At 66.9% G+C, this 18,558-nt stretch carries 16 protein-coding genes; 12 read left to right on the top strand and 4 right to left on the bottom strand.

The window, feature by feature from the left end; translation table 11 throughout:
• Positions 1–255: 255 nt before the first annotated feature.
• The 6 genes from rplU (at position 256) to proB (ending at position 4,548) form a co-directional block, all read left to right on the top strand.
• Positions 256–702 (top strand): 50S ribosomal protein L21, encoded by a 447-nt coding sequence (gene rplU, locus FBT96_RS08705; RefSeq protein ID WP_136905915.1) that lies wholly within the window; start codon positions 256–258, stop codon positions 700–702.
• Between the two features lie 6 nt (positions 703–708).
• Positions 709–978 (top strand): 50S ribosomal protein L27, encoded by a 270-nt coding sequence (gene rpmA, locus FBT96_RS08700; protein WP_013068008.1) that lies wholly within the window; start codon positions 709–711, stop codon positions 976–978.
• A gap of 212 nt (positions 979–1,190) precedes the next feature.
• Complete coding sequence (locus FBT96_RS08695) at positions 1,191–1,730, top strand: GNAT family N-acetyltransferase (RefSeq protein WP_136905914.1); 540 nt, start codon at positions 1,191–1,193, stop codon at positions 1,728–1,730.
• A complete protein-coding gene (locus FBT96_RS08690; protein ID WP_169583323.1) occupies positions 1,727–2,239 on the top strand; it encodes a GNAT family N-acetyltransferase in 513 nt (170 codons plus the stop codon). Before FBT96_RS08695 ends, FBT96_RS08690 begins: the two co-directional genes overlap by 4 nt.
• A 180-nt stretch (positions 2,240–2,419) precedes the next feature.
• Positions 2,420–3,445, top strand: coding sequence for a GTPase ObgE (gene obgE / locus FBT96_RS08685; protein WP_136905912.1), 1,026 nt, complete (start codon positions 2,420–2,422; stop codon positions 3,443–3,445).
• The gene (gene proB / locus FBT96_RS08680; protein WP_394347663.1) at positions 3,442–4,548 is read left to right on the top strand and encodes a glutamate 5-kinase; all 1,107 of its coding nucleotides are present in this window, start codon (positions 3,442–3,444) and stop codon (positions 4,546–4,548) included. Before obgE ends, proB begins: the two co-directional genes overlap by 4 nt.
• Before the next feature lie 160 nt (positions 4,549–4,708).
• Here the strand turns inward: proB and FBT96_RS08675 are convergent, their stop codons facing one another.
• Positions 4,709–6,085 (bottom strand): M20/M25/M40 family metallo-hydrolase, encoded by a 1,377-nt coding sequence (locus FBT96_RS08675; RefSeq protein WP_136905910.1) that lies wholly within the window; start codon positions 6,083–6,085, stop codon positions 4,709–4,711.
• A gap of 237 nt (positions 6,086–6,322) precedes the next feature.
• Here FBT96_RS08675 and hemA point away from each other — a divergent pair, with 237 nt between their 5' ends.
• The 3 genes from hemA (at position 6,323) to ispG (ending at position 10,087) form a co-directional block, all read left to right on the top strand.
• Complete coding sequence (gene hemA, locus FBT96_RS08670; protein WP_136905909.1) at positions 6,323–7,552, top strand: 5-aminolevulinate synthase; 1,230 nt, start codon at positions 6,323–6,325, stop codon at positions 7,550–7,552.
• A gap of 106 nt (positions 7,553–7,658) precedes the next feature.
• Positions 7,659–8,882: a helix-turn-helix domain-containing protein gene (locus FBT96_RS08665; RefSeq protein WP_136905908.1), complete on the top strand. Its 1,224-nt coding sequence runs from the start codon at positions 7,659–7,661 to the stop codon at positions 8,880–8,882.
• 83 nt (positions 8,883–8,965) lie between these two features.
• A complete protein-coding gene (gene ispG / locus FBT96_RS08660; RefSeq protein ID WP_136905907.1) occupies positions 8,966–10,087 on the top strand; it encodes a flavodoxin-dependent (E)-4-hydroxy-3-methylbut-2-enyl-diphosphate synthase in 1,122 nt (373 codons plus the stop codon).
• A 54-nt stretch (positions 10,088–10,141) separates the two neighbouring features.
• Here ispG and serS read toward each other — a convergent pair whose 3' ends face one another.
• Complete coding sequence (gene serS, locus FBT96_RS08655; protein WP_136905906.1) at positions 10,142–11,431, bottom strand: serine--tRNA ligase; 1,290 nt, start codon at positions 11,429–11,431, stop codon at positions 10,142–10,144.
• 391 nt (positions 11,432–11,822) lie between these two features.
• Between serS and FBT96_RS08650 the strand changes: the two genes are divergently transcribed.
• On the top strand, positions 11,823–12,800 hold the full coding sequence (locus FBT96_RS08650) for an efflux RND transporter periplasmic adaptor subunit (RefSeq protein ID WP_136905905.1): 978 nt from the start codon (positions 11,823–11,825) through the stop codon (positions 12,798–12,800).
• Positions 12,793–16,011, top strand: a complete 3,219-nt coding sequence (locus FBT96_RS08645) for an efflux RND transporter permease subunit (RefSeq protein ID WP_136905904.1) — start codon at positions 12,793–12,795, stop codon at positions 16,009–16,011. The genes FBT96_RS08650 and FBT96_RS08645 overlap by 8 nt, the downstream gene beginning before the upstream one ends.
• Before the next feature lie 725 nt (positions 16,012–16,736).
• On the opposite strand, the gene FBT96_RS08640 is transcribed toward FBT96_RS08645, so the two are convergent.
• Together FBT96_RS08640 and FBT96_RS21445 are read right to left on the bottom strand one after the other, a co-directional pair.
• Positions 16,737–17,111: an ArsR/SmtB family transcription factor gene (locus tag FBT96_RS08640; protein WP_074556141.1), complete on the bottom strand. Its 375-nt coding sequence runs from the start codon at positions 17,109–17,111 to the stop codon at positions 16,737–16,739.
• Between the two features lie 102 nt (positions 17,112–17,213).
• Positions 17,214–17,342, bottom strand: coding sequence for a hypothetical protein (locus FBT96_RS21445; RefSeq protein WP_276130985.1), 129 nt, complete (start codon positions 17,340–17,342; stop codon positions 17,214–17,216).
• 177 nt (positions 17,343–17,519) lie between these two features.
• On the opposite strand from FBT96_RS21445, the gene FBT96_RS08635 reads away from it, so the two are divergent.
• The gene (locus FBT96_RS08635) at positions 17,520–18,488 is read left to right on the top strand and encodes a magnesium transporter CorA family protein (RefSeq protein ID WP_136905903.1); all 969 of its coding nucleotides are present in this window, start codon (positions 17,520–17,522) and stop codon (positions 18,486–18,488) included.
• Positions 18,489–18,558: the final 70 nt, after the last annotated feature.

Genomic DNA, 18,558 nt, shown 5'->3' with positions numbered 1-18,558 from the left:
CGGGTCGCCGCGGCGTCAGCCGGGGCGAAATCCCCCCTTGCCACGGGCCAAGGCGAAGAGCGCCCGAAATTCCTTGACAGCCCGACGTTCCGTCCGCATAAGCGCGAAGCCCGGCGGTGAGTCTGCTCTCCGCCCGGGTATCATTTGCAACAACACCCGATGGGGTGCGCTGTCCGAGGCGGGGAAACCCGGCAACACCGCAAGGGGCCGATGGCTCCGGGGGCCACAGGACGCGGCTGAAAAAGGGAAGAACGCATGTTTGCGGTCCTCAAGACTGGCGGCAAGCAATACAAGGTTCAGGCGGGCGACGTGCTGCGCGTGGAACTGATTGCCGCCGTGGCTGGTGAAAAAGTCCAGTTCAACGAGATCCTGATGGTCGGCGGCGATACCGTCACTGTCGGCGCCCCCACCGTGGCCGGTGCCGCCGTGGTCGCCGAGGTCATCGACACCATCAAGGCCGACAAGGTCATCACCTTCCACAAGCGCCGCCGGAAACATTCGTCGCAGCGCACCCGTGGCCACCGTCAGCAACTGACGCTGCTGCGCGTGACCGAGGTTCTCGCCTCGGGCGCCGAAGCCTCGGGCGTGAAGGACGCCGTGGGCACCGCCGAAGCCCGTCGTGCCGCCCATGGCGCTGCGGCCCCGGCCGAAGCCCCCGCGAAACCGAAGCGTGCGAAAAAAGCCGCTGAAGCTCAGGAGTAATCCCCCATGGCACACAAGAAAGCTGGCGGTTCTTCCCGTAACGGCCGCGACTCTGCCGGTCGTCGCCTTGGCGTGAAACTCTACGGTGGCCAAGCGGCCATTCCGGGCAACATCATCATCCGTCAGCGCGGCACCACCTGGTGGCCGGGCGAAGGCGTCATGATGGGCCGGGACCACACGCTCTTTGCCGTCGTCGAAGGCAAGGTGACCTACAAGAAGGGCCTCAAGGGCCGCACTTTCGTTTCGGTTCTCCCGGTCGCGGAGGCCGCCGAGTAAGCCGAACCGGAACCCGGATCAGTTTGGGGGGGATCGGCCACGGGCCGGTCCCCCTTTTCGTTCCGAGTGTCACGTCCGTCGGGCCGTCGCGGGGAGGGCGGTGGGCCAAGCGGTCGCAGTTGACAACAGCCGGGGGGATGCCCAAGTCCCGTCATACGGCTGTCGATTTTCAAGGTTAAAGGGCCAAAAGGCCGGCGTTTGAGGAGAACGCGATGTTTCAGACGACCATATCCAACCAGCCGGTGATCGAGGCCGAGCGGTTCATCCTGCGCCCGTTGCGTCGCTCCGACGCCGGGTTGATTTCCATGTATACTGCCGACAAGCGCCTGGCCGAGGGCACCCGCGCGATCCCGCATCCGCTGCCGCCGGGCACGACCGAGAATTTCATCGCCCGCGCCATGGCCGAGACCCGCACCGAGGATGTCTGGGCGCTTGACGGCTCGGCGCATGGTCTGGCCGAGGTGCTGGGGCTCGTCTCGCTCACCCGCCACGAGGGCGCGCAATCCGAGGTCGGCTTCTGGGTCGGCCCGGGGTTCTGGAACACCGGTTTCGCCTCGGAGGCGGTGGCGGTGCTGATCGCGGCCAATCCGCATCGCGCCCGCACGCTGATCGCCGAGGTGTTTCAGGACAGCCCCGGCTCGGCCCGGGTCCTGACCCACAACGGCTTTGCCTATCTGGGCGATGCCGAGGCCTGGTCGCTGGCGCGCGGGGCGCGCGTGCCGACCTGGACCTACGTCAAGAAACTCGGGTGAGCCTGCCCGCGCATCTGGTGACAGAGCGGCTTTTGCTGCGCCCGCTTGGGGCGCAGGACGAAGCCGCCTGCGTCGCGGCGCTGGCCGAGTTCGAGGTGGTGCGCTGGCTTGCCCCCGTGCCCTGGCCCTACGGGGCCGGGGATTTCCGTGCCTTTCTGGCCGATCCGGTGCCCGCGGCGCGCTGGGTGATCTGCCGCGACGCGGCTTTCCTTGGCATGATCGGGCTGCAGGGGCAGTTCGGCTATTGGCTCGCCCGCCCGGCCTGGGGGCAGGGCTTTGCCAGCGAGGCCGCGCGGGCCGTTCTGGCCGCCCATTTCGCCGATCCCGCCGCCGATCCGGTGCGCGCGGGCTATTTCGAGGGCAATGCCCGCTCCGCCCGCGTGCTGGCGAAACTCGGCTTTCGCGAGATCGGCAAGACACATGTCCATTCCTGCGCGCTGGATGCGGTCTTGCCGCATGTGGAACTCAAGCTGAGCCGCGCCGCCTTTGACGCCGCCTGCGCAAGTTGACGAAGGCGGGGAGGGCGCTGCCCTCCCCGAACCCCACCCGGGATATTTCGGGCAAGATAAAAGCATGCCCCTTTATCTTGCGCTAAATATCCCGGGGGTTTGGGGGCAGAGCCCCCATGCTTCGCTTGCAGATTGGCGCGCGCGCGCGTAATCAGGCGCATTGCGAAAGGGGCGACTGCGATGAAATTTCTCGACCTTGCGAAAGTCTACATCCGCTCGGGCGGCGGCGGCGGCGGCTGCGTCAGCTTCCGGCGCGAGAAATTCGTCGAATTCGGCGGCCCCGATGGCGGCGACGGCGGCAAGGGCGGCTCGGTCTATGCCGAGGCGGTCGAGGGGCTGAACACGCTCATCGACTTCCGCTATCAGCAGCATTTCTTCGCGCAATCCGGCCAGCATGGCATGGGCAGCCAATGCACCGGCAAGGATGGCGCCGATATCGTTCTGAAAGTGCCGGTCGGCACCGAGATCCTGGACGAGGACGAGGAAACGGTGATCGCCGATCTGACCGTTCCGGGGCAGCGCGTGCTTCTGGCCAAGGGCGGCAATGGCGGCTGGGGCAACCAGCGCTTCAAGACCGCGACGAACCGCGCCCCCGCCCATGCCAATCCGGGGCAGGAGGGGGTCGAGCGCACGCTTTGGCTGCGGCTGAAACTCATCGCCGATGCCGGGCTTCTGGGGCTGCCGAATGCGGGCAAGTCGACCTTCCTGGCCGCCGTGTCGAACGCGCGGCCGAAGATTGCCGATTATCCCTTCACCACGCTGGTGCCGAACCTTGGTGTTGTCGGCATCGACGGCAAGGAATTCGTCATGGCCGACATTCCGGGGCTGATCGAGGGGGCCTCCGAAGGCCGCGGTCTGGGCGATCAGTTCCTTGGCCATGTCGAGCGCTGCTCGGTGCTGCTGCATCTGGTCGATGGCACCTCGTCCACGATCACCAAGGATTACCGCACCATCATCGCCGAGCTGGAGGCCTATTCCGAGGAGCTGTTCGAAAAGCCGCGCATCACCGTGCTGAACAAGGCCGATGCGCTGGACGCAAAGACCCTCTCGACCCGCAAGCGCGCCTTGGAAAAGGCGTCCGAAGGGCCGGTTCTGGTGATGTCGGGCGTGTCGAAAAAGGGCGTGAACGAGGTGCTGCGCGCGCTTTGGGCCGAGATCGAGGAAGACCGCAAGGGCGCAGAAGAGGTGACGCCGTGGCAGCCGTGACCCCGCAGGTTTCGGCCGCGAAGCGGCTGGTGGTGAAGATCGGCTCGGCGCTGCTCGTCGGCGCCGAGGGGCTGAAGACCGACTGGCTGACGGCGCTGGCGCGGGATGTGGTCGCGGCGAAGGCGCGCGGGGCCGATGTGGTGCTGGTCTCCTCGGGCTCGATCGCCTTGGGGCGGCGGGTGCTGGGCCTGCCTTTGGGGCCCTTGCCGCTGGAACAATCGCAGGCCGCCGCCGCGGTGGGGCAGATCCGGCTGGCCCGCGCCTATGAGGAAATCCTCGCGCCGCATGGCGTGACCACGGCGCAGGTTCTGGTGACGCTGGAAGACACCGATGACCGCCGCCGTTATCTGAATTCCCGCGCGACGATGGAGACGCTTCTGTCGATGGGCGTCGTGCCGATCGTGAACGAGAACGACACCGTGGCGACGGATGAAATCCGCTTTGGCGACAACGACCGGCTGGCTGCGCAGATCGCCGTCACCGTTGGCGCCGATCAGCTGATCCTGCTCTCCGATGTCGACGGGTTCTATTCGGCGAACCCGAAGGAAGACCCGGGCGCGGTGCGCTTCGATCTGGTCGAACATATCACCCCCGAGATCGAGGCGATGGCGGGCGATCCGATTTCCGGCCTTTCGAAGGGCGGGATGAAGACGAAGCTGCTGGCGGCGAAGACCGCGGTGGCGGGGGGCTGCGCCATGGCGATCATGGAGGGCTCGGTCGCGCGGCCGCTGACCGCTTTGGCCGAAGGCGCCAATTGCACCTGGTTCCTGCCCGAGGGCGACCCGCAGGCGGCGCGCAAGCGCTGGATCGCGGCGATGAAACCGCGCGGCGAGGTGATCGTCGATGCCGGGGCCGTGGGCGCGCTGTCGCAGGGCAGCTCGCTTTTGCCCGCGGGGGTGACCAAGGTCACCGGCCGCTTTGGTCGCGGCGAACCCGTGACCATCGCGGGCCCCGATGGCGCCGCCCTGGGCAAGGGCCTCGTGCGCTACACCGCCGAGGAAGCCCGCACCATTGCCGGGCACCGCTCGGGCGAGATCGAGGCGCTGCTGGGCTATCCGGGCCGCGCCGCGCTCGTGCATCGCGACGACATGGTGATCGGCTGAGGCCGGGGCAGGGAGGGGGCGCTGCCCTCCCCCCCGGGATATTTCCGGCAAGATAAAGGCAAAGGGCGCTCCGCGGGGGCGCCCTTTGCTTGTCTGGTTTCTTCTTGGTGCAAATACGCCACGGGGGTGCGGGGGTGTGAAACCCCCGCCGCCGCCCTGGTCAGCCCGCGATGCGGTCCAGAATCCGCGCCCAGCTGCGGATGCCCTTGTGGAAGCTTTCCAGATCGTATTTCTCGTTCGGGCTGTGGATCTGGTCGTCGTCCTTGCCGAAGCCCACCAGCATCGCATCCATGCCAAGGATGTCCTTGAAATAGCCCGCGATCGGGATCGAGCCGCCGCAGCCGACGAAAGCCGCGGGCACGCCCCATTCCTCGGTCAGCGCGGCGCGGGCGGCGTCAAACGCCGGGTCGGTGATCGCCATCACCGAGGCGGGCGAGCCGTTCGGCGCCTTCCAGTCGAGCGTCACATCGGGGGGCAGCTGCGCCTCGATCCAGGATTTGAACGACGCGAGGATCTTTTCCGGGTTCTGGTCCGAGACCAGCCGGAAGCTGACCTTCGCCGAGGCCTCGGCGGGCAGCACGGTCTTGAAGCCCGCGCCGGTATAGCCGCCCCAGATGCCGTTGATTTCCGCGGTGGGCCGCGACCAGATCTGTTCGAGCGGCGTGCGGTCGATCTCGCCCGCAGGCGTGGTCAGCCCGACCCCGCCGAGGAAGGCGGCGTGATCGAAGCCGAGCCCCTGCCACTGCGCCCGCACGGCCTCGGGCAGGTCCGCCACATCGTCATAAAACCCCGGCACGGTGACGCGGCCCTGATCGTCGTGCAAGCCGCCGAGGATGCGCGTGAGCACCCGGATCGGGTTGATCGCGGCACCGCCGAAACTGCCCGAATGCAGATCCTTGTCGGCCGCCTTCAGGGTGAATTCGATCTTCGCAAGACCTCGCAGCATCGTCACCACTGCGGGCACCTTGTCGGCGAAAAGCCCGGTGTCGCAGATGAGCGCGAGCGAGGCCTCGCCCAGCTCCTCGGCATTGTCGCGCATGAACGGGATGAGCGAGGGCGAGCCCGACTCTTCCTCGCCCTCGAAGAAGATCGTCAGGTTGCCGGGCAGGGTGCCATGCACCTCTTTCCAGGCGCGACAGGCTTCCACGAAGGTCATCAGCTGGCCCTTGTCATCGGCGGCGCCGCGGCCGCGGATCACCACGCCCCGGGCCGTGTCCTCAAGCGCCGGGTCGAACGGGTCGCGGTCCCAAAGTTCAATCGGGTCAACCGGTTGCACGTCATAGTGCCCGTAGAAAAGGATGTGCCGCCCGGGGCCCGCGTGCCGCGCCACCACCATCGGATGGCCGGGGGTGGGCCGCGCCGAGGCGGTGAAGCCAAGCGATTTCAGCTCCTGCACCAGCCAGGCGGCGGCGCGGGCGCAATCGCCCTCATAGGCGGGGTCGGTCGAGATCGACGCGATGCGCAACAGGTCAAGCAACCTGTCGCAGGCGTCGGGCAAAGTGTCGTCGATACGGGCAAGAACGGCGTCGAGTGTCATTGAAGGGCCTCCATCGGCCAAGCCTAGCAGCGCTTGCCGGGCATGGCCAGAGCCCGGGCGGCGGGGGCAAGACCCGTGCGGAACGGCACGCCTGCGCGCAAGAAAATGATGCACCGGGATGCGACAATTTAGAACTCCCATTTTTTGGGCGATGCGCTAAACCTGTGCGCGCCGGACAGGGCCGATGAGCCGACCCGGCGATCCACAACCAAGTGCTAAAAGCCAGGGGTGACAGACATGGACTACAATCTCGCGCTCGACAAAGCGATCCAGAAGCTCCACGACGAGGGGCGTTACCGCACGTTCATCGATATCGAACGCGAGAAGGGCGCCTTCCCGAAGGCGCAGTGGAACCGCCCCGATGGCGGCAAGCAGGACATCACCGTCTGGTGCGGCAACGACTATCTGGGCATGGGGCAGCACCCGGTCGTTCTGGCCGCGATGCATGAGGCGCTGGAAGCGGTTGGGGCCGGGTCGGGCGGCACCCGCAACATCTCGGGCACCACGGCCTATCACCGCCGTCTGGAAGCCGAGATCGCCGATCTGCACGGCAAGGAAGCCGCGCTGGTCTTTTCCTCGGCCTATAACGCCAACGACGCCACGCTTTCGACCCTGCGCGTGCTCTTCCCCGGCCTGATCATCTATTCCGACAGCCTGAACCACGCCTCGATGATCGAGGGGATCAAGCGCAATGCCGGGCCGAAGCGGATCTTCCGTCACAATGACGTCGCCCACCTGCGCGAGCTGATCGCCGCCGATGATCCGGCCGCGCCGAAGCTGATCGCCTTCGAATCGGTCTATTCGATGGATGGCGACTTCGGTCCGATCAAGGAAATCTGCGACATCGCCGAGGAATTCGGCGCGCTGACCTATATCGACGAAGTCCATGCCGTCGGCATGTATGGCCCCCGCGGCGCGGGCGTGGCGGAACGCGACGGTCTGATGCACCGCATCGACATCTTCAACGGCACGCTGGCGAAAGCCTACGGCGTCTTCGGCGGCTATATCGCCGCTTCGGCGCGGATGGTCGATGCCGTGCGCTCCTATGCGCCGGGCTTCATCTTCTCGACCTCGCTGCCGCCGGCCATCGCCGCGGGCGCGCAGGCCTCGATCGCCTTCCTGAAAACCGCCGAAGGGCAGAAGCTGCGCGACGCGCAACAGATGCACGCCAAGGTTCTCAAGATGCGGCTGAAGGCGCTCGGCATGCCGATCATCGACCACGGCAGCCACATCGTTCCGGTGGTGATCGGCGACCCCGTGCACACCAAGGCGGTGTCGGACATGCTGCTGTCGGATTACGGCGTTTACGTGCAGCCGATCAACTTCCCGACGGTGCCGCGCGGCACCGAACGGCTGCGCTTCACGCCCTCGCCGGTGCATGATCTCAAGCAGATCGACGGGCTCGTTCATGCCATGGATCTGCTCTGGGCGCGCTGTGCGCTGAATCGCGCCGAGGCCTCTGCCTGAGCCATTCTGCGGATGCACCGCCCTCGGGATTATGCTAGGAATTCGTCAAGAATTCGGGACCGACAGGTTCGAATCGGACAAACCACACCGAGGGCGGGACAGGCAGATGATCAGGTGGAAGGGCAAACCTTCGACGCAGGTTGAGGCCGCGCAAAAAGGCTTTGACGACTTCGACATGAAGCTTGGCGACATGCTTCGCGGCGAACGTGCGACCCTGTCGAAATCGCTGCTTGATGTGCAGCGCGAGCTGCGCATCAAGGCGGTCTATATCGCCGCCATCGAGAATTGCGACCCCGGCGCCTTCGAAAGCCCGTCCTTCATCGCGGGCTTCGTGCGGTCTTATGCGCGCTATCTGGGGCTGGACCCCGACTGGGCCTTTGACCGCTTCTGCAAGGAATCGGGCTTCACCCCCACGCATGGTCTGGCCGCTGCCGCCTCGGGGCCGAAAGCGCCGCGCCGGGCCGATCTGGCCAGCTCGCTGGCCAATCCCAATGCCTCCTTCATTCCGAAACAGGCGCCGATCTGGACCAAGATCGATCCCCGCGCCGTCGGCTCGCTTGCCGTCGTGGTGATGGTCGCGGGCGGCATCGGCTATGGCGCCTGGTCGGTGCTGCAGGAGGTGCAGCGCGTGCAGCTGACCCCGGTCGAACAGGCCCCGGGCGTCGTGGCCGAGATTGACCCGCTGCAGCCCGTCGCCTCGGTCGAGGTGGCCACTGCGGCCGATGTCCTGCCCGCCGATGTGCTGCCCAATGCCGCCACCGAAGAGGCCTTTGACCGGCTTTACCGCCCCGCCGCGCTGGAAACCCCGGTGCTGATCGCCCGCGACGGTCCGATTGCCGCGATCGACCCGCGCGAGGCGGGCGTGCTGCCCGGCACGGCGCAGGCGATGACCAGCGCGCCGATGGTTCTGGCCGAGGCCGGGGCACCGGCGGCCGCGCCCGGTGAGCTGCCGGTCGTGCATGCCCTGGGGGCCGGCGCCGCCGAGGTCGAGGTTCTGGCGGTGCGGCCGTCCTGGGTGCGGATCACCGCCTCGGACGGGTCGGTGATCTTCGAGAAGGTGATGGATGCGGGCGAGCGCTTCGCCGTGCCGAAGCTGGAAGAGCCGCCGAAGCTGCGCACCGGGGAATCGGGCGCGATCTATTTCGCGGTGAACGGCGTCGCGCATGGGCCGGTGGGCTCGAAGGGCGCGGTGACGAAGAATGTCGAGCTGTCGGCGCAATCGCTGGGCACGGCCTATGCGGTGGCCGACATGGCCGCCGATGGCGATCTGGCGAAGATGGTCGCGGTGGCCGATGCCTCCTCGGTCGTGCCGGGAACGCCCGAGCAGTAACAGTCTTTCGAACGCGACAAAGCGGCCGTTGCCCTTGGGCGACGGCTGACCTATTTGTGGGACAGCTGAACGGAGGCCTTCCCATGTCGCTCAATCCCCATCGTCCGTGGCGGAACATCACCCGCCGTCCCTCGCGCCAGATCTGGGTCGGCAAGGTGCCGGTGGGCGGCGATGCGCCGATCTCGGTGCAGACGATGACCAACACCATCACCTCGGACGTCAAGGCGACGCTGGGGCAGGTGCTGCGCGCGGCCGATGTGGGGGCCGATATCGTCCGCGTTTCGGTGCCCGATGAAGACGCGACCCGGGCGCTGAAGGAAATCTGCCGCGAAAGCCCGGTGCCGATCGTCGCCGACATCCATTTCCACTACAAGCGCGCCATCGAGGCGGCCGAGGCGGGCGCGGCCTGTCTGCGCATCAACCCGGGCAACATCGGCGACGAAAGCCGCGTGCGCGAGGTGATCAAGGCCGCCAAGGATCACGGCTGCTCGATGCGGATCGGGGTCAATGCGGGGTCGCTGGAAAAGCACCTGCTCGACAAATACGGCGAGCCCTGCCCGGAGGCGATGCTCGAAAGCGGCATGGATCACATCAAGATCCTGCAGGACAACGATTTCCACGAATTCAAGATTTCGGTGAAGGCCTCGGACGTGTTCCTGGCTGCTGCCGCCTATACCGCGCTGGCCGAGGCCACCGATGCGCCGATCCATCTGGGCATCACCGAAGCCGGGGGCCTGATGGCGGGCACGGTGAAATCGGCGGTGGGTCTGGGCAACCTGCTTTGGGCGGGCATCGGCGACACGATCCGCGTCAGCCTTTCGGCCGATCCGGTCGAAGAGGTGAAGGTCGGCTATGAAATCCTGAAATCGCTCGGCCTGCGCACCCGCGGCGTGCAGATCATCTCCTGCCCCAGCTGCGCACGGCAAGGGTTCGACGTGATCAAGACGGTGGATGCGCTGGAGCGTCGGCTGGAACATATCAAGACGCCGATGTCGCTGTCGATCATCGGCTGCGTGGTGAACGGCCCCGGCGAGGCGCTGATGACCGATATCGGCTTCACCGGCGGCGGCGCGGGCTCGGGCATGGTCTATCTGGCGGGCAAGCAAAGCCACCGGCTGTCGAACGAGCAGATGATCGACGAGATCGTGCGGATGGTCGAAGATCGCGCGGCGCAGCTTGCCGCGGCGGAGCAGGCGGCGGAATGACCTCCGCCTGACGGGATTTCACGGCGCGTCCCGAAAGGGGCGCGCCGTTTCGTTTCAGACCAGCGCGCCGTTCACCAGACGGGTCTTGCCGCCCAGGTAGGGATGCAGCACGGCGGGCAGGGTGACGGAGCCGTCCTCTTGCTGGCCGTTTTCCAGCACCGCGATCAGGCAGCGCCCGACGGCCAGACCCGATCCGTTCAGCGTCGCGACGAAATCCGGCTTGCCGCCGGTGGCGGGCTTGTAACGCCCGTTCATCCGCCGCGCCTGGAATTGCCCGCAGGTCGAGACCGAGGAGATCTCGCGGAAGCAGTTCTGCCCGGGCAGCCAGACTTCAAGGTCATAGGTCTTTTGCGACCCGAACCCCATGTCGCCGGTGCACAGAACGATGCGGCGATAGGGCAGGCCAAGGGCTTCCAGCACGGCTTCGGCGCAGCCGGTCATGCGGTCATGTTCGGCCAGCGCGTCTTCGGGGCGGCAGATCGTCACCATCTCGACCTTTTCGAACTGGTGCTGGCGCAGCATCCCCGCGGTGTCCTTGCCCGCAGACCCCGCCTCGGAGCGGAAGCAGTTCGTATGCGCGGTCATCCGGCAGGGCAGGGCGGCCTCGTCCCAGATCTCGCCCGCGATGAAGTTGGTCAGCGTCACCTCGGCGGTCGGGATCATCCACCAGCCATCGGTGGTCGCGTAGCTGTCTTCGGCGAATTTCGGCAGCTGCCCGGTGCCCAGCATCGCCTCGGCGCGGACCAGAACCGGGGTGATCGCCTCGGTCAGCCCATGCGTGTCGACATGCAGATCGAGCATGAATTGCGCCAGCGCCCGGTGCACCCGGGCGACGCCCGCGCGCAGGACAACGAAGCGCGCGCCCGAAAGCTTCGCCGCGGTTTCGAAATCCATCGCCTTGCCCACGGCGGAAAGCTGATAATGTTCAAGGGGTTCGAAGGCGAAGCTCGGGATATTGCCCCAGCGTTTCACCTCGACATTGCCCGCCTCGTCCGCGCCTTCGGGCACTTCGGGCAGCGGCGCGTTCGGGATGAGCATCAGCCGGTCGCGCAGCTCGGCATCCAGCCGCCCGGCCTCGGCCTGCATCGCCGCGACTTCGGATTTCTTCTCCGCCACCAGCGCGCGCAGCCGTTCGAATTCGGCCGTGTCGCCCTTGGCCTTGGCGGCGCCGACCTCCTTGGCGGCGGCATTTTGCGCCGCCTGCGCGGTCTCGGCCGCCAGGATCGCCGCCCGGCGCCGTTCGTCCAGCGCCAGCACCTCGGCCGAAAGCGGCGCAAGGCTGCGGCGGGCCAGATCGGCATCGAATTGGGCGGGGTTGTCGCGGATCGCGCGGATATCGTGCATGGGGTTCACCTGTGATCGGGGATGCCTCGCGTTTAGCACAATTGCGACCCGAGAAAAGCCCCGGCCTTGATAGCGAAGCTCTCTCTGGCCAAGGCCATCGCCTTGGCCCGGCGCGGCAGTGGTCCCGTGACCCCCGAGGGCCCAAAGGCCCTCGGGCAGCGCCCGTCCCGCCCATGGCGGGCGCTTCTCGCCCGCCGGGCCGGGCGCTGCCCTCTGTCGTGCTTGCGGAAACGGTCTCGGGGCAGGCGGTGCACGGGCGGGCGGGGAAACGCGGATCGCGTTTCCTGTCCGCCGCAGACCGCCGCCGCGCCTTTGGCAGAATTACGGTTTGACATATTCACAACTCGGAATGTAAATGGATCGGACAGGCTGGCAAAAGGGAGATGCCGCGATGAAAGCTTTCGTCCTGCTCATGGCGCTGTGCGCGCTGGGGCTGCCGCGACTGGCCCTGGCCGAGGCCGCCTTTGCCGTGGCGTCGACCGAGGTGACCGACTGGAAGACCGTCTATGGCCAGATCGCGGCGAAGGACATGATCCCGGCGCGGGCGCGGCTGGGCGGCACGCTGGTGTCGCTGACCGTGTCCGAGGGCGATCTGGTCGCGGCGGGGCAGGAGCTGGGCAAGGTCGTCGATGCGAAGATCGCCTTTCAGATCAATGCCATCGACGCGCAGATCTCGGCGCTCGACAGCCAGCTTGCGAATGCGCAGAACGATCTGACCCGGGGCGAGGCGCTGAAAGCGCGCGGCGTGATGACGGCGCAGGCCTATGACGCGCTGAAAACGCAGGTCAGCGTTCTGACCCGGCAGATCGAGGCGCAAAAGGCCTCGCGGCAGGTGACCGAGCAGCAGGCGACCGAGGGCGCTGTGCTGGCGCCGATCGCGGGGCGGGTGCTGGAGGTGCCTGTTGCGCGCGGCGCGGTGGTGATGGCGGGGGAAACCGTGGCGACGGTGGGCGGCGGCGGGGTGTTTCTGCGCCTGTCCGTGCCCGAACGTTTCGCGGCCACGCTGCATGCGGGCGACGCCATCGCGATCGAGGCGGCAAGCGGCGCGATCAGCGGCAAGCTGGCCAAGGTCTATCCGACGATCGCCGGCGGCCGTGTCAATGCCGATGTGGAAGTGCCTGATCTGAAATCGGATTTCGTGGGCGAGCGGGTGCTGGTCAAGCTGCCGCTTGCCCGCCGTCAGGCCTTCATGGTGCCGTCAGAACTTTTGCACACCCGCTCGGGGCTTGATTTCCTGCGGCTGCGCGGCGCCGATGCGGTGATCGAACGCGCCGTGGTTCCCGGCCTGAAACAGGTGATCGACGGGGTCGAGATGGTCGAGATCGTCTCGGGCCTTTCGGGCGGCGAGGAGGTTCTGGGCGATGAATGATCCGCAGCACGACGATCTGCCCACCGCGGGGCTGGGCCTTGCGGGCCGTCTGACCAAGGGCTTCATCGGCTCGGCGCTGACGCCCTTGTTCGTTCTGGCGGCGCTGGCCGTCGGGCTGGTGGCGCTTGGCGCACTCCCGCGCGAGGAAGAGCCGCAGATCTCTGTCCCCATGGTCGATATCCACCTGCAGGCGCCGGGCCTGAAGGCGGAAGATGCGATGAAGCTTGTGACCGAGCCGATGGAGACGATCATCACCTCGATCAACGAGGTGGAGCATGTCTACAGCCAGACGAATGACGATGCCGCGCTGGTGATGGCGCGGTTCATCGTCGGCACCTCGTCGGACGCGGCGATCCTGCGGGTGCATGAAAAGGTCAAGGCGAACCTGGACCGCATCCCCAAGGGCATCCCCGAGCCGATCATCGTCGGGCGCGGCATCGATGATGTGGCGATCATGTCGCTGACGTTGTCGGCGCGGCCCGGAACCGGGATCGGCGCGGCCGATCTGACCCGGATCGCGCGCGAATTGCAGACCGAGGTGACGAAGATCGAAAACGTCGGCCTGACCTATCTCGTCGGCGAGGCGCATGAGGCGATCCGCATCGCCCCCGACCCGGAGCGGCTGGCGCTTTACGGGATCACGCTGCAGCAGCTGTCGACCAAGGTCGAGCAGGCGAACCGCAGCTTTTCGACCGGCCGTTTGCGCGATCAGGGCCAGCAGATCGACCTTGTGGCGGGCAAGACGCTGACGGCACCGGCCGAGATCGCCGGGCTTTTGCTGACCGCCCGCGATGGCCGCCCGGTCTATGTCGCCGATGTGGCGGATGTGGCCTATGTGCCGGATACGTCGGAACATCTGGTGGCGAATGTCACCCGCGATGGCGCGCGGCTGGAGCGGTCCCCCGCCGTCACGCTGGCGATTGCCAAGCGCGCCGGGGCGAATGCGGTGATCGTGGGCGAAAAGATCCACGAGCGGCTGGCGGAGCTGGAAGGCAGCCTGATCCCCGACAGCGTCAATCTGGCCTATACCCGCGACTATGGCGAAACGGCGAATGAAAAGGCCAATGAGCTGCTCTTTCACCTTGGCCTTGCGACGATTTCCATCATCGCGCTGGTGTTCTTTGCGATCGGCTGGCGGGAAAGCATCGTCGTGGCCATCGTCATTCCGGTGACGATCCTTTTGACGCTGTTCGCCGCCAATGCGATGGGCTTCACGCTGAACCGGGTCAGCCTGTTCGCGCTGATCTTCTCCATCGGCATTCTGGTCGACGATGCCATCGTGGTGATTGAAAACATCGCGCGGCACTGGGCGATGCCGGGGCCGGGAAGCCGCGTCCGCAAGGCGATCGAGGCGGTGGCCGAGGTCGGCAACCCGACCATCGTCGCCACGCTGACCGTGGTCGCGGCGCTGTTGCCGATGCTGGCCGTCGCCGGGCTGATGGGGCCCTACATGTCGCCCATCCCCTCGGTCGCCTCGGCGGCGATGGTGTTTTCGTTTTTCGTCGCGGTGATCATCACCCCCTGGCTGATGGTGAAGATCGCGGGCCGCGCCGACATGTCGGGCCATGAGGGCGGCGCCCATGCCCATGGCGGCAGGCTCGGCGCGCTCTATGCTCGCGTCGCGCGGCCGGTGCTGGCCACGAAACGCGCGGCCTGGGCGTTTTTGCTGGCGACCATCGTTCTCTCCTTCGGCTCGCTCGGCCTGCTTTACACCCAGGACGTCACGGTCAAGCTGCTGCCTTTCGACAACAAATCCGAACTGAGCGTGGTGATCGACCTGCCCGAGGGCTCCTCGGTCGAGGCGACGGATGCGGTGGCGCAGCAGGTGGCGGCGGCGGTGACGCGCCTGCCCGAGGTGATCTCGGTGCAGACCCATGCGGGCACGGCCTCGCCCTTCAATTTCAACGGCCTGGTGCGGCATTACTACCTGCGCGGCCGTCCGTGGGAGGGCGACGTGCAGATCAACCTTGCGGGCAAGGAGGCGCGCGACCGCACCAGCCACGAGATCGCGCTTCAGGTCCGCCGGATCGTGACCGCCCTGCCGGTGCCCGCGGGCACAGTGCTGAAGACGGTCGAACCGCCGCCCGGCCCCCCCGTCATCGCCACGCTTCTGGCCGAGGTCTACGGGCCCGATGCCGAAACCCGGCGCGCGGCGGCGGGGCAGATCGAGGCGGCTTTCCGCGCGGTGCCCTTCGTCGTCGATGTGGACACGAGTTTCGGCGAACAGGCGCGCAGGCTGCGCGCGACGATCGACCCCGACAATCTTGAATTCTACGCGGTCGAGGAAAGCGATGTCTTTGACACGCTGGGGCTTTTGAACGGGCAGACCACGGTCGGCTATTCGCATCGGGGGCAGGAACGCATGCCCTTGCCAATCGTGATGGAACGGGCCAAGGGCGCGAAGGTGATGGATGCTGCGACGCTGTCGACGCCCATTCCCGCCAATGTCCTGCCCGGCGCGCGCGGCGTGGTGGAACTCGGCGATGTCGTCACGGTGACGCCCGAAAAGGCGAGCTTCCCGATCTTTCGCCACAACGGCCGCGCCGCCGAGATGGTGACGGCGGAACTGGCGGGCAGCTTCGAGGCGCCGCTTTACGGCATGCTCGCCGTCGGTGACGCGATCAAGGCGATGGACTGGGCCCCCGGCACGAAACCCGTGATCAGCCTGCATGGCCAGCCCGAGGATGAAAGCCATGTGACGCTTTTGTGGGACGGCGAATGGGAGGTGACCTGGGTCACCTTCCGCGACATGGGCGGCGCCTTCGGCATCGCGCTGGTCGGCATCTACATTCTGGTGGTGGCGCAGTTCGGATCGTTCCGCTTGCCGCTTGTCGTGCTGACGCCGGTGCCGCTGACCTTCCTTGGCATCATGCTGGGTCACATGATGTTTGCGGCGCCGTTTTCCGCCACCTCGATGATCGGCTTCATCGCGCTGGCGGGGATCATCGTGCGGAACTCGATCCTGCTCGTCGATTTCATCCGCCACGCGGATCGCGCGGGCAAGACCGAGATCGAGATCCTGATCGAGGCGGGGGCGATCCGGTTCAAGCCGATCCTGCTGACGGCCGTTGCGGCGATGATCGGGGCGGCGGTGATCCTGTTCGATCCGATCTTTCAGGGGCTCGCCATTTCGCTGCTGTTCGGGCTGCTCAGCTCGACGCTGCTGACGGTTCTGGTGATCCCGGCGATCTATCGCATCTTCAAGACCTGAGGGCCCCCGACGTTGTCCGCAGACTGGCCCCGAAAGCGCCCCCGCAGCCCGGGGGCGCCTGTCTTTTCGGGCTGCGACACTCAGACATCCGGGGCAAATGACATGCGACGGAATGTCGCATACGATTTTTGCGCCGACTCTCACGCAAAGGCGTAACGTAGTCTTATCGCACGCAGGCGATGTCATGAAGGAGGCTTGATGGATATGAATAATTTTGATCCGGTTTCTGTTCTGACGCTGATGTTCAAGGGCGCTGCCCAGCGGTGACAGGCTGATGCCTGACCGGTTTGAACAAGCGAAACGGTCCGAAAAAACGGCGCGTCGTGGATGTGGGCCATGGTGGTCCGCAGGCGTGAGGGATGTTGATTCGGCCTCGCCTCAAACGCGGTAAATGCCCGGCGAATGCCGCCTGCAAGCACTTCGGAAGTCAGTCATCCGGATGAATCCTACACAGGGGGCCGGTTCCGCTTGCGGAGCCGGTCTTTGACGTTTGAACGCCGCGCGCGCCATCGGCCGGGGCCGCAGGTGGTTCCGCCCGCACCGACGCGCAACCTGCTGTTGCGAGCACATCGAAACGTCGAGGCCCCCGGGCGTGGCGCATCCGCAGGTTCCAAGGGAACAGCGCCGGGAGCAGGGGACAGGATCTGCGACCTCTCGGCCGTGATCCCGCGCCCAGTGCGGGACGGTCGGTGTCGGGACGGTCGGTGTCGGGACGGCTGCGGGCGTCAGTCGCCCGAGCAGAATTGCTCGTAGACCGTCTGCACCACGCGGGCGGCGCGCGGATCGGAGAGCGAATAATAGATCGTCTTGCCCTCGCGCCGGCTTTGCACCAGCCCTTCCAGCCGCAGCCGCGCCAGTTGCTGGCTGACCGCCGCCTGCCGGGTGGACAGCCGGGTTTCCAGCTCGGTCACCGATTTCTCGCCCGAGGCGAGATAGCACATGATCATCAGCCGCCCCTCATGGGCCAGCGCCTTGAGCAGGTTCGAGGCCGCCCGCGCCCGCGTCGCCATCTCCTCGGCGTCCAGCGCCGCGCAGCGCTCGTCCGTCGCGGCGGCGGTCTCGGGATCGAAGTCTTCTTGCGGGTCTTGGGCAGTATCCATCGCCAAGGCGGCTTCCTCGTGGTCGCAGGTCGGGGGCATCGGATGGCCATAGCACGGCTGCGGCGCGGAATCGAGAGCGGCGTGAGGCAGGGTCCGGGGGGCTCAGGCTTCGAGCGGATCGCGTCCGGCGGCGCGGGCGGCAAGGGCGCGGCGCAGGCGGCTGCCCGCCTCGCGCAAAGCCACGAACAGGATGAAGCCGACCGCAAGCGCGTCGAAACCGGGGAAGTCCATCTGATCCCTGCCTTTGCTGTAAGTCCTGCCCGTGCTGGGGCATGATTGTGGCGCAACCGGGGCAAGGGTGGGGAATAACCGCGTCACGCCGCGCGGCGGGGGGGCTTGACCGCGGCGGCGCGGCGCGGCTTTGTGGGGCGGACCCGCCATGTCGGCGGCCCCATCCTGCGAGGGCGCATGCTGCACGCCTACAAGCCGCTGCCGCGCGGGCTCGCCCGCCTTGGCCAGCAAAGTCCGACCGAGATCGGCGCCGATCTGGAACAGGCGTTCTGGATCGATCTTTACCGTCCGCTGGACAGCCAGGTGACGGCGGTGGCGGCCCTGGGCATCGAGGTGCCGACGCTGGCCGACATGGAAGAGATCGAGATCTCGAACCGTCTTTACCGCGAGGAGGGGGTGGATGTGATGACCGTGGTGCTGCCCGGTCACACGCCCTCGGGCGAGCATATTTCGGGGCCGGTCAGCTTCATCCTGTCGCCCGCGCGGCTGGTGACGGTGCGCCACCATGCGCCGCGCAGCTTTGCCACCTTTCCCGACCGGGCCGAGCGCACGACGGCGGGCTGCCGCACGCCCGAGCGGATCTTTCTGGGGCTGATCGAGGAAATCATCGCGCGGCAGGCCGATCTGCTGGAAGCGGCGGGCAAGGCGCTGGATCAGGTGTCGGCCCGGGTGCTGGGCCAGGCGCGCTCGGCGGAACTCAAGGCGGCGCTGGGCGAGGTGGGCAAGCAGGGCGAGCTTCTGGGTCACATCCGGCTGGCGCTTTTGACGCTGGAGCGGGCCTTGTCCTTTTATGATCAGACGCTTGCCACGCATCCGCAGGGGGGCGAGCTGCGCCCTCTCGCCAAGGCGCTGATGCGCGACATCACGGCGCTGGCGGTGCATAACGACTATCTGTCCTCGCGGGTGTCGCTGACCGTCGATGCGACGCTGGGCATGATCAACCTGGCGCAGAACAACACGGTGCGGATCCTGTCGGTGGTGACGGCGCTGTTCCTGCCGCCGACGCTGATCGCCTCGGCCTACGGGATGAACTTCGCCCATATGCCGGAGCTGAGCCAGCCCTGGGGCTACCCGTTCGCGCTGGTGCTGATGGTGGCCTCGGCGTTTCTGTCCTGGGCGTTTTTCAAATGGAAGGACTGGCTTTAGGGATTGCGCCCGCGCTGGCTTGGGCGCCCGGAACGGGGGGGGGGGGGGGGGGGGGGGGGGGGGGGGGGGG

This window comes from Rhodobacter capsulatus (assembly GCF_005144475.1).
Lineage (GTDB): Bacteria > Pseudomonadota > Alphaproteobacteria > Rhodobacterales > Rhodobacteraceae > Rhodobacter > Rhodobacter capsulatus_C.
This window is presented reverse-complemented; position numbering and strand designations above follow the sequence as displayed.